Here is an 11,449-nt window from a genome sequence, read left to right on the forward strand (position 1 = left end):
TTACAGATATTCGGTGCGGATGAAGATACTTTATGCCATACAAGGTACGGGTAACGGGCATATTAGCCGGGCCAGGGAGATTGTGCCCTTATTACAGCAATATGGCGATGTAGACTTATTAATCAGCGGGACGCAGGCAGATGTGAAATTGACACAAACAGTGAAGTATCAACTGCATGGCTTTAGCTTTATTTTTGGGAAAAAGGGAGGTGTAAATCATTACGAAACCTGGAAATCAATGAACTTGCCGCGCTTTGTAAAAGATATGCGTCAAATGCCCCTTAAAGATTATAATCTTATTCTTAATGATTTTGAGCCGGTAACGGCCTGGGCTTGTAAAACTAAGGGAATAGAAAGTGTTGGCCTTAGTCACCAGGCATCTTTTCAATCCCGGAAAGTTCCAAAGCCTAAAAGCATTGACTGGGCACAGCTGGTTATGAAGTACTATGCGCCGGCTACCCACTATGTAGGTTTTCATTTTGACAGGTATGATGATTTTATTCATACACCGGTGATCAGGGCTGAGATCAGAAACATGTTGACCAGTAATCTGGGACACTATACTGTATATCTACCTGCAATAGATGATCAATATCTTGTTCCCATACTCAAACAAATATCTAATGTGAACTGGGAAGTGTTTTCTAAGCACTGCAAACAGGGCTATGTAGATGGAAATGTAAATGTAAGACCTGTAAATAACGAATTGTTTAATAACAGCTTGGCTTCCTGCGAAGGTTTGTTTACCGGTGGCGGTTTTGAAGGGCCTGCTGAGGCACTTTATCTGGGTAAAAAATTGTTGGTTGCGCCAATGAAATTTCAGTACGAACAACAATGCAATGCCTATGCTTTAAAGCAATTTGGGTTGCCCGTAGTTTGGAGTAGCAACAAGAACTGGCTTCCGATCATAAAAAATTGGGTGAACAGTCCGCAGGAGCATCAATTTTATTTCCCTGATGAAACAGCCGCTGTAATTGATAAAGTTGTAAAGCAGTTTGCCAGATAATTTGCTTTACTTTGCTTTTGTAAAGCGGCATGATCAATCAATTTAGAAATTTAAATCCTATAAACCTGCTTCTGTTATTCGCATATACCTTTTTTATGCGCATGGCTATTTTTGCAGATCTTCCAGCTCACTTGAATTTCGAGTTTTTAGAGTCTTATACGCGATTCTTTATTCAGATTCCGGTACAAAGTTTCTTTTCTCCTGCCAGCAATGTTTTTCTTGCAGGGATTCTGATTTATGTGCAAGCCATTTTATTTAATCGCGTGGTAAATAACCATGGCTTATTGAACCGTCCGGGTTTTTTGCCGGCTTTGATGTACATTACCGGTGCAAGTTTATTTATGCCTTTCCTGGTATTGAGCCCAACATTGATCTGTAATTTTCTGGTGATCTGGATGATGGATAAGTTTTTGAAGATTGGTAAATCGCCGAATGCCATCATGATTATGTTTGATATTGGGATGATCATCGCTATAGGGACGCTTATCTATTTTCCTTTTATCGTGATGTTGGTGATGATCTGGCTGGCATTGTTGCTGTACAGATCCTTTAACTGGCGGGAATGGATATCCGGTTTGGTTGGCTTTTTGACTATTTTCTTCTTTGTTGGGGTATTTTATTATTGGAATGATAGTTTATCCATGTTTTATAAAATATGGCTACCACTTGGCAATAAATTCCCATCCGTTTTTAAAATTAATTATAACGATTATCTGGTTCTCGTCCCTGTTTTGGTCATGATGATTTTGGCCTTTCTGCAATTGCGGGAAAACTTCTTCAGAAGCTTTATCAGCACCAGGAAAGCTTTTCAAATGCTTTTCTTTATGTTTATCGTTAGTATTGCAAGCTTTTATACCAAGCCTGATTTCCGGTTATATCATTTCTTGTTATGCGTACCCCCGGGTGCCGTTTTGCTCGCATATTATTTTTCAAATGCAAAAAAGAGGTGGTTTTATGAAAGTCTGTTCCTTATCCTGGTTTTCGCCATACAGTACTTTTTGTTTGTTTAACTTTTTTTAACAAATTGAGACCTTGAAACTAGCTAAAGATTGATAGCTTTGTGCAATGAAGTTTGGAGCCGTTAATGCATAATCTGGTTATAGATATAGGTAATACAAATAGTAAACTGGCTGTTTTTGATGAAAAAACATTGGTTAACTACCAGGTTCTTAAACAGATTGTGCCTGCTGAACTAATCAACGTCATAAAACAATACCATATCGTTAATTCATCTATTTCAAGTGTTAGTGCAGATTTATTGGACGTAATTCATGTTTTGGAGTCAAACACAAATTACATTCCATTTTCTACAAGCATTAATACCGGAATAAAGAATAATTATCAGACACTTTCTACGCTGGGCTTAGATAGATGGGCTAAAGTAATAGCTGCAAACAGCTGTTACCCTGGTCAAAACTGTTTGATGATCGATTCTGGGACCTGTATTACTTATGATTTGCTGAACAGCAAGAGCGAGTATTTTGGAGGGAGCATTAGTCCAGGCATAGATATGCGTTTTAAAGCGCTACATCATTTTACAGGTAGATTGCCATTGGTGAAATGGGATCAGGAAGCCGATATACCGAAGGGTATAGATACCAATTCGGCGATTAAAAATGGTGTTTTACAGGGAGTAATAAACGAAGTTGAGGGGTTTATATCCTCATATAATAAAGAAAATAAAGGCCTGACGGTATTGTTAACAGGGGGTAACGCTGCTTTTTTGCTAGAACAATTAAAAAACAGCATCTTTGCGCCTCAAATTATACACGATCCGTATTTGGTATTAAAAGGATTAAATGAAGTTATTGCATTTGAATATGTACAAAAAAATTAATTATATAGTAGCGGTAATGATCTTGTTAACTAGTGTTACTGTAAAGGCACAGGTTACTTCACAATCACCATATTCGAGATATGGTCTTGGAAATGTTAACGGGTTGTTGTTGCCTCAGCTTAGGGCAATGGGGGGCATCTCTACTGCCGTTTACAAGCCTAGTAATTATTACAGCAGTATTAACATGCAAAATCCGGCATCTTATTCCGGTATTACATTGACTACGGTTGATATGGGATTGACCGGGACATTTAAGGACCTAAAGCAAGGAGGCGTAAGTGAGGGTAATTTTAATGGCAGTTTCAGTCATTTGGCGCTTGCTTTTCCAATTAAACCAGGACGTACAGGATTAAGCTTTGGCATTCTCCCGTATACTGATTTGGGTTATAGTTATAGCAAAGTCAGTACACTGCCAAATGATACGAATAAAGTGAGAAATTTGTCTTCAGGTGAAGGTGGCTTAACAAAAGCTTATATGGGAATTGGCCAGCAGTTTGGTGAACACTTTAGGATTGGTGCAAACGTAGAATACATTTTTGGAAACCTGATTGAAAACCAGGGCGTAGAATTGCAAAGTGCTGCAGCTGTCAACACCAAGCAACAGGATAAAAATAGTATTGGTGGTATTGGCTTCTCTTATGGTGCTCAATATGAAATCCCATTAAGTCTTAAAAGCCGTATTACGATTGGTTATTCAGGTTCTTCTCCTTCTTCAATAAACTCCAAAAGAACTTTTTTGGTAACCAGATATATGACGCAGAGCTCTGGAGATGAAGGTCTTGCTATTGATACTCCAATTCTTCATCAAAATGCGTCTGCAAAGTTAAAACTTCCTTTGGTGCATAATTTTGGTATTACTGTGCAGAAAGACAATAAATGGTTAATTGGTGCCGATTATAGAATGGGAAACTGGTCTAAATTGAGTATTGATGGAGTGAACAGTGGACTTGATAATAGCTGGGGTGCTTCAATAGGTGGACAACTTACGCCGGATATGAATTCGATCGGAAGTTATTTTAATAGAGTAGACTATAGGTTAGGTTTTACTTATGACAAGACTTATATTAAAATAAACGACCAGAACATTAACCAAATGGCGGTTACGTTTGGTTTAGGCCTTCCTCTGGGATACACCAGGTTTGCGGTGAATAAGCTTAATTTCGCTGCGGAGCTAGGTAGAAGAGGTACATTGACCAATGGCCTGGTTCAGGAAAATTATATTAATTTTCACTTAGGAATTACACTTAACGATACCTGGTTTAGACGATTTAAGTTTGACTAATGGGCTCATAATAAGTTTATGGCAACTTTATCAGCAATAAGAAATACACATACCTGGATTAAAAGTCCGGGTATGATTTTTTGTATAGCTATGCTTTGTGTGGTCCAGCTTTCGCTGAGTTCATGTGGTGAGGATGATCTGAAGAAGGCTGCAAAACTTTCAAAAAAAGTCAGCCTGGATACAAATAGAACACTTGGCGTAGAAATTATTTACAGCGATTCTGCAAAAGTTAAGGCCAAAGGTTTTGCCCCGGTATTGGATAAGATCACACCTTCAAGTGGCATCATGTTTCAGGAAATGCCCAAAGGCGTAAAGATTCAGTTTCTGGATGATAAGCTGAATGTTACGGGCTCTATTACTTCGGATTATGCAATTATGAAGGAGACTGAGAAGCTGACCATTTTTAAAAAAAATGTAGTTGTAGTGAACCAATCACTGACTTTTAATACTGAAGAGCTGATCTGGGATCAGAATAAACAAATGTTTTTTTCACCTAAGGGGATTGTAACAAAACCTGATGGTTCTTTTATCAATGCGGTTAACTTTAGCGCACCCCAGGACTTTAGTTATTACAACTCCGGAAGTGGGTATGGAGAGACTTATGTTGAAGAAAAATTTGGCGAATAATTTAATGTTTTCTTTTTTTCGCAAAAGTTGTATCTTGCGCGCTCTTAAAAAAGAATTATAAATAAGAATATTATGGGATTAATGACATTTTTGCGGAATCGTGCAGGCTATATTTTGATAGGAACCATCGGTTTTGCAATTGTTGCATTTTTAGTTGGTGATGCAATTAAAGTAGGTAAGCCTTTTTGGGCCGAATCTCAGAAAGTTGTAGGATCAGTTGATGGTGAAGAAATTAGCATAGATCAATTTGGTCCGAAGGTAGACCAAAGTTTAGCTCAGTTTAAACAACAATATGGCGGTTCCGGCAATGCACAAATGCAGGCTATGGCCGTAGATAATGTATGGCAAGGTGAAGTGGCAGGTATCCTTTTAGGTAAGGAGTATGCTCGTTTGGGTTTAACAGTTTCAGGTGATGAGCTGTTTGATTTGCTTCAAGGAAAAAATCCAAGCCCACTGATTGTTCAATACTTTGGTAATCCTCAAACAGGTGAGGTAAACCGTGCTGAAATTATAAACTCATTGAAACAACAAGACAAAAACCCTCAGTTAAAACAACAATGGGGTCTTTTGCAACATGAGATTGAAAAGCAAGCGCTACAAAAGAAATATGCTAACTTAATCAGTAATTCTATTTATGTGACCACTTTGGAAGCAAATGACGAATATCTGAACCGTAATAAACTGGCAAGTTTCAAGTATACACTATTGGATTATGCATCTATACCTGATGCAACAGTAAAGCCGACTGAAGCAGATTATGCTGATTATTATAACGAAAATAAAAAGCGTTTCGACAACCCTACAGAAACAAGGTCTTTCGAATATGTTGCTTTCAGTGTAAGTCCAACCAAATCAGATTCTGCGGCTGTTAAAGCTCAGGTAGACAAATTGGCTGCTGATTTCAAAACTGCAGCGAATGACTCTCTATTTGCAGCGGTTAACTCTGATGTGAAAGTTCCTTACACTTATATGTCTAAAGGTAAATTAGACCCTGCGGTTGATTCAGTAGTATTTAACCTTCCTGCAGGGAGCTTTTATGGTCCTAAATTTTCAGGTAATTCTTATAAACTAGTTAAAGTTATTGATACTCGTTTTTCACCTGATTCAGTGAAAGCAAGTCACATCTTAATTGATCCATCTAAACTGGGTGGTGTTGATAAAGCTAAAAAACTAGCTGATTCATTAAGAACACTGGTTCAAAACGGTGCGAACTTCGCTACACTTGCAAAGCAATATAGCATTGATGGTTCTAAAGATAAAGGTGGCGAGCTTGGTACATTTAGCCGTGGTCAAATGGTGCCTATATTTGAAGAAGCTGCATTTAATGGTAAACCTGGTGATCTTAAAGTGGTAACTTCTCAATTTGGGGTACACTTAATTAAAATCGAGAAGCAAGTTGGTTCTTCAAAAGTAGCGAAGCTTGCCTATGTAGAAAAAGGATTGGTTTCAAGTAACAAAACGAGAGATGCAGCTTATAAAAAAGCGAGCAGCTTCCTGAACGAAGTTAACAGCAATAATTTTGCAGAACTGGCACAGAAAAATGGCTATACCATTGGCGTAGCAGATAAAGTTACTCCAACTCAAGGTTTTGCTCCTGGCTTAGACAATCCACGTCAATTGATCCGTGATGCTTATGCAGCAGATAAAGGTGATGTACTTAAGGATGTTTATCAAATGGACAATTCTTATGTGGTTGCACGTGTAACTGATGTTAAGCCAAAAGGAACACTTTCTCTTGAAGCCGTTAAAAAAGACATAGAGCCAATGGTTCGCAATGCAGTTAAAGCTAAAATGCTTACAGAAAAAGCAAACAAAGCATTAGAAGGCGCAGCTAAGATTGATCAGGTAGCTCAAAAATTAGGTAAGCCGGTGAACCCTGTAGAGAATATTGTATTTGCTAACCCAATTATCCCAGGTGCATCCCAGGAAAATAAATTGGTTGGAAGTGTATTTGGTTCTCAACCAGGAAAACTTTCAAAAGCGATAGATGGCAACATGGGTGTATATGTGTTTTCAGTAGATGGATTTAGTAATCCGGCTCCTCTGGCCAATACTTACAAGCAAAAAGAAGCTATGATGCAGGCTAACGGACAACGTTCTTTAGGTGCGGCATTCCAGGCATTGCAAGATAAAAGCAAGATAAAAGACAATAGGGTGAAATTCTATTAATCTTATTTTACGTAATTTTGTAGCCGGAAGCCTTATCGCTTCCGGCTTTTTTTATATTTAATGATATTAGGAATATGGATATTCAGGAAAATTTCGTTAACAAAGTAGCGGCAAGTGGTTTGATTACACTCAACCTTGAGGATTATTTCCATCATGGTGAGCGTATTGTTTACGATATAAAAGAGAATCTTTTCCACGGCCTGATGTTACGAGAGAAAGATTTTAGGGAGTTTATAAAGAATAATGACTGGTCTGTCTATACCGGCAAAAATGTAGCCATCATTTGTAGTGCAGATGCGATCGTTCCAACATGGGCTTATATGCTACTGGCCAATAAAATGAAACCTTATGCCAATGAGGTCGTTTTTGGAAGTCTGGAAACATTGGAGTCGGTGTTATTTACCAAAGCCCTGGCTAAAATAAATCTGGAAGCTTTTGCCGGAGAGCGCGTAGTCATTAAAGGCTGTGCAGATATAGATGTTACTGTTGCTGCTTATGTAGAAATAACCAATTTATTGACCCCTGTTGTGAAGAGCATCATGTACGGTGAGCCATGCTCTACCGTGCCAATTTACAAGCGTAAAGATTAATTGGTTTGCTTTTTGTTTTAGCTCCATTATGAGAATATCCCTATTGTTTGCAATTGTTGCATTTCTAAGTTTTAAGGGGGTAGCCCAGGAGCTGCCTTTTGTAGATGAACCTGTTTTTCAGGCGGGCGAAGTATTGAAGTATAAATTGAAATATGGTTTTATTACTGCTGCCGAAGGAGAAATTCGGGTGCAGGAATCGGACCTGAAATTTGATGGGAAGCCCACCTACAAATTGTTGGTTGATGGTGGAACATCAGGGACATTTGATATTTTTTACAAAATAAGGGATCATTATGATTCATTTATAGATAAGGATAATTTAAAGCCTTATTTCTATCAGGAAAATATACGTGAAGGTGGATACCGCAGGCAGGATAAGGCAAGGTTTCAGCAGGAAGAGAAGAAAGTTGTGGCTACACAGGGCACGTTGTCAACCCCGACCACACAGACTTTTGACCTGGTATCGGCTTATTATTTTGCCCGGAGTCTGGATATCTCAAAAATGAAATCAGGTGATTTTGTGAAGTTGAATTATTTCCTTGGTAATGAAATTAGTCAGCTTGAAATTCAGTTTGTAGGAAGAGAAGTTATTAAAACTAAACTAGGCAAAATAAAATGCTTGAAATTTAGCCCTTCTATAAAGCCTGGGCGAGTTTTTAGAAAAGATAGTAAATTATACCTTTGGATAACAGATGATGGAAACAGGGTGCCTGTAAAGGCTCAGGTGGAGATTATAGTTGGGTCTGTAACCATGGAGATTAAATCGGCGGATGGATTGAAATATCCACTGGCCATAGTACAATAAGAAAATGATAGAAGTACAGCATACGCTGGTTCATGAAGACGTCATTACGGAGAGCTTTGTGTGTAACCTGAACAAATGCAAGGGCATTTGTTGCGTGGAAGGAGATGCGGGTGCGCCGCTTGATGTAGCTGAAACCGCTATTCTCAAAGATATTTACCCAAAGATCAAGCACCTGCTTGAACCAAAGGGTGTAGCTGCCATAGAGGCGCAAGGCACATCAGTGGTTGATGCAGATGGAGATTTAACAACTCCTTGTGTAGATGGAAATAAAGAATGTGCCTATGTAACATTTGAAAATGGGATCACGAAATGCGGGATAGAGAAAGGGTATGAGCAAGGTCTGGTAGACTGGCAAAAGCCGATCTCCTGTCATTTGTATCCAATCCGGATCACCCAATATCCTGAATTTGAAGTGTTGAATTATGACAGATGGCACATTTGCCATGATGCCTGTTCATTCGGAAGAGAGCTGAAAGTTCCTGTTTACCAGTTTCTAAAAGGTCCGCTGATTAGAAAATATGGGGCAGAATGGTTTGCTGAACTCGAAAATAGTGTATCTTCGGGTAAGTAATAACTGAACAAACCAACACTAAATATTAACCTCAAAAACAATATACCTTGAAAGGAATAATTCTAGCCGGAGGAAGTGGTACAAGACTACATCCCTTAACCCTGGTAATGAGCAAGCAGATGATGCCTGTTTATGATAAACCAATGATCTATTATCCATTATCTATTCTGATGCTGGCAGGGATCAAAGAAGTATTGATCATTTCTACACCCCATGATCTGCCAAACTTTGAGAAGCTTTTGGGGGATGGTTCAGGATTGGGCTGTAAGTTTTCTTATGCTGTACAGGAACAACCTAATGGTCTTGCTCAGGCATTTGTGATCGGTGCTGATTTTATCGGCAATGATAAAGTAGCCCTGGTATTGGGTGATAACATTTTTTACGGAGATGGAATGTCAAAACTTTTGCAAGCCAGTGCAGATCCTGAAGGTGGTGTTGTATTTGCTTACCGGGTTTCTGATCCAGAACGGTACGGGGTAGTAGAATTTGATGATCAGAATGTGGCGATTTCTATTGAAGAGAAACCAGCTCATCCAAAGTCTGATTATGCGGTACCAGGTTTGTATTTCTACGACAATAGTGTGGTAGAGATTGCCAAAAATATTAAGCCTTCACCAAGGGGAGAATACGAAATTACAGATGTAAATAAAGTTTACCTGGAGCAAGGGAAGTTAAAGGTAGGGGTGTTGAGCAGGGGGACAGCCTGGTTAGATACAGGGACTTTTGCTTCGTTAATGCAGGCAGGTCAGTTTGTGCAGGTGATAGAAGAGCGTCAGGGATTGAAAATTGGCTGTATTGAAGAAGTTGCTTATCGCATGGGATTCATTGATAAAGAACAGTTAAGAAGAATTGCAACTCCATTAGTGAAGAGTGGGTATGGGGAGTATTTGCTAAAAATGTTTAAATGATAAAATAACCATTCTCCTCGAAGTCTGGAATCTTTTGCCTGAAGAAGGCAAAATTTCCTAGGTCTTCTCTGAGAAGGTAATTTTATTTTAAAGCATGATGCACAGAAAAGGGTAGTTTTACTTTTAAGCATATTCCTATATAAACGATTTAAAGCATGGTGCATAGATAAGTTTATGTTGTATAAGATTTAAAGCCTCGGGTAACCGAGGCTTTTTTGGTTTTTGCGCTTTGTTAGGAATAAAGTTACCTTCTCCGAAAAGGCCTCGGAAATTTGCCTTCTTCAGGCAAAGATTCCAGCCTTAGAGGAGAATGGTCACTTTATATGCTAAAATCGTTTAATGATATGATAATATCATAAAATAATTACTGCCAGAATTCGCGTCCTTTGAATAACCAAATTATTCAACCAGATGACGAAAAATAAATACCTTTTTCCTTTTATCATGATCACCTCACTGTTCTTTATGTGGGGATTTGTACATAACCTGGATCCGATCCTTATTCCGCACCTAAAGCGGTCATTTAGTCTCACTACATTACAGGCCTCACTGGTAGATTCGGCCGTGTTTATTGCTTATTTCGTGATGGCATTACCTGCTGGGTTCATCATGAAAAAATATGGGTATAAGACAGGGATTATTATTGGACTGGCCTTCTTTGCTATAGGATCATTCTTATTTATTCCTGCTGCCAATACACAGCTGTATGTATTCTTTCTGGGGGCACTTTTTATTATTGCCTGCGGGTTGACCATACTGGAAACGGCAGCGAATCCGTATGCTTCTTTGTTAGGCCCTCCGGAGACAGCAACCTTTCGATTAAACTTTGCACAAACTTTTAATGGCCTGGCAGCTACACTAGCGCCTATGATTGGGGCAAGGGTAATTTTAATCAAGGGGGCCTCGGATGAGGAATTGAGTAAGATGTCCGAGTCTGGCAGGCAGTTGGCATTAGCTTCAGAAGCTTCTTCTGTAAAAACACCTTACCTGATTTTGGGGGGGATTATCGTTGTGATCGCAGTGATATTTGTTTTTTTAAAATTGCCTACAATCAAAGAAGAAGAGGTAAAAGGGGAGAAAAGTGGGATCTTACACACTTTAAGACACCGTCATTTAAGCTGGGCTGTAGTGGCACAATTCTTTTATGTTGGGGCGCAGGTATGTGTATTTAGCTTCTTCATCTTGTATGCAACTAAGGCTGCTGGTATAGATCAGCAAACGGCAGCAGACTATGCCGGGTATGGAGTGGGACTTGCTTTTCTGCTGGGAAGGGTAATTGGAACTTTCCTTATGAAATTTATTAAAGCAGAAAAATTGCTGGTTATTTATGCATTGATCAACGTCATTTTATGTGGTGTAGCCATTACTGCTGGAGGTACACTTGCGCTGATTGCAGTAATTGGGATTGCCTTTTTTATGTCAATTATGTTCCCAACCATTTTCTCCCTTGGCATCAAAGACCTTGGCAGTGATACCAAGTTGGGGAGTAGCCTGATCATCATGTCAATCGTAGGTGGCGCTATATTGCCACCAGTAATGGGTTATATTAGTGATGTAGCCGAAAATATTCAGATCGGATATGTGGTGCCCCTCATCTGTTTTGTAGTGGTGCTCTTATTCGGATTAAAAGGACATAAAGTTGTTAAAGCGTAAA

The 11,449-nt window shown here is 39.0% G+C and carries 11 protein-coding genes; all 11 read left to right on the forward strand.

Features of this window, described 5'->3' with window-relative positions; translation table 11 throughout:
- The first annotated feature begins 19 nt into the window (after positions 1-19).
- The 11 genes from P0Y49_00405 (at position 20) to fucP (ending at position 11,448) form a co-directional block, all read left to right on the forward strand.
- A complete protein-coding gene (locus tag P0Y49_00405) occupies positions 20-1,006 on the forward strand; it encodes a glycosyltransferase family protein (protein ID WEK19615.1) in 987 nt (328 codons plus the stop codon).
- A gap of 29 nt (positions 1,007-1,035) precedes the next feature.
- On the forward strand, positions 1,036-2,016 hold the full coding sequence (locus P0Y49_00410; GenBank protein ID WEK19616.1) for a DUF6427 family protein: 981 nt from the start codon (positions 1,036-1,038) through the stop codon (positions 2,014-2,016).
- A gap of 74 nt (positions 2,017-2,090) precedes the next feature.
- Positions 2,091-2,843, forward strand: coding sequence for a type III pantothenate kinase (locus tag P0Y49_00415; GenBank protein WEK19617.1), 753 nt, complete (start codon positions 2,091-2,093; stop codon positions 2,841-2,843).
- Positions 2,806-4,125: an outer membrane protein transport protein gene (locus tag P0Y49_00420; GenBank protein ID WEK19618.1), complete on the forward strand. Its 1,320-nt coding sequence runs from the start codon at positions 2,806-2,808 to the stop codon at positions 4,123-4,125. The genes P0Y49_00415 and P0Y49_00420 overlap by 38 nt, the downstream gene beginning before the upstream one ends.
- Positions 4,126-4,143: 18 nt before the next feature.
- A complete protein-coding gene (locus tag P0Y49_00425; protein ID WEK19619.1) occupies positions 4,144-4,752 on the forward strand; it encodes a hypothetical protein in 609 nt (202 codons plus the stop codon).
- A 72-nt stretch (positions 4,753-4,824) separates the two neighbouring features.
- Positions 4,825-6,921, forward strand: coding sequence for a peptidylprolyl isomerase (locus P0Y49_00430; protein ID WEK19620.1), 2,097 nt, complete (start codon positions 4,825-4,827; stop codon positions 6,919-6,921).
- A 74-nt stretch (positions 6,922-6,995) separates the two neighbouring features.
- Entirely contained in the window at positions 6,996-7,511 is a 516-nt protein-coding gene (locus P0Y49_00435) for a DUF2480 family protein (GenBank protein ID WEK19621.1), read from the forward strand.
- Between the two features lie 28 nt (positions 7,512-7,539).
- Entirely contained in the window at positions 7,540-8,316 is a 777-nt protein-coding gene (locus P0Y49_00440) for a DUF3108 domain-containing protein (protein WEK19622.1), read from the forward strand.
- Between the two features lie 4 nt (positions 8,317-8,320).
- The gene (locus P0Y49_00445) at positions 8,321-8,887 is read left to right on the forward strand and encodes a DUF3109 family protein (GenBank protein ID WEK19623.1); all 567 of its coding nucleotides are present in this window, start codon (positions 8,321-8,323) and stop codon (positions 8,885-8,887) included.
- Between the two features lie 47 nt (positions 8,888-8,934).
- The gene (rfbA, locus tag P0Y49_00450) at positions 8,935-9,795 is read left to right on the forward strand and encodes a glucose-1-phosphate thymidylyltransferase RfbA (protein WEK19624.1); all 861 of its coding nucleotides are present in this window, start codon (positions 8,935-8,937) and stop codon (positions 9,793-9,795) included.
- Positions 9,796-10,206: 411 nt separating this feature from the next.
- Complete coding sequence (gene fucP, locus P0Y49_00455) at positions 10,207-11,448, forward strand: L-fucose:H+ symporter permease (protein WEK19625.1); 1,242 nt, start codon at positions 10,207-10,209, stop codon at positions 11,446-11,448.
- The last annotated feature ends 1 nt before the right edge of the window (position 11,449 follow it).

Source organism: Candidatus Pedobacter colombiensis (assembly GCA_029202485.1).
Lineage (GTDB): Bacteria > Bacteroidota > Bacteroidia > Sphingobacteriales > Sphingobacteriaceae > Pedobacter > Pedobacter colombiensis.

Bases quoted from the DNA above. Each gene is read 5' to 3' on its own strand.
- P0Y49_00405 (WEK19615.1), top strand. From the start codon at position 20: ATGAAGATACTTTATGCCATACAAGGTACGGGTAACGGGCATATTAGC.
- P0Y49_00410 (WEK19616.1), top strand. From the start codon at position 1,036: ATGATCAATCAATTTAGAAATTTAAATCCTATAAACCTGCTTCTGTTA.
- P0Y49_00415 (WEK19617.1), top strand. From the start codon at position 2,091: ATGCATAATCTGGTTATAGATATAGGTAATACAAATAGTAAACTGGCT.
- P0Y49_00420 (WEK19618.1), top strand. From the start codon at position 2,806: ATGAAGTTATTGCATTTGAATATGTACAAAAAAATTAATTATATAGTA.
- P0Y49_00425 (WEK19619.1), top strand. From the start codon at position 4,144: ATGGCAACTTTATCAGCAATAAGAAATACACATACCTGGATTAAAAGT.
- P0Y49_00430 (WEK19620.1), top strand. From the start codon at position 4,825: ATGGGATTAATGACATTTTTGCGGAATCGTGCAGGCTATATTTTGATA.
- P0Y49_00435 (WEK19621.1), top strand. From the start codon at position 6,996: ATGGATATTCAGGAAAATTTCGTTAACAAAGTAGCGGCAAGTGGTTTG.
- P0Y49_00440 (WEK19622.1), top strand. From the start codon at position 7,540: ATGAGAATATCCCTATTGTTTGCAATTGTTGCATTTCTAAGTTTTAAG.
- P0Y49_00445 (WEK19623.1), top strand. From the start codon at position 8,321: ATGATAGAAGTACAGCATACGCTGGTTCATGAAGACGTCATTACGGAG.
- fucP (WEK19625.1), top strand. From the start codon at position 10,207: ATGACGAAAAATAAATACCTTTTTCCTTTTATCATGATCACCTCACTG.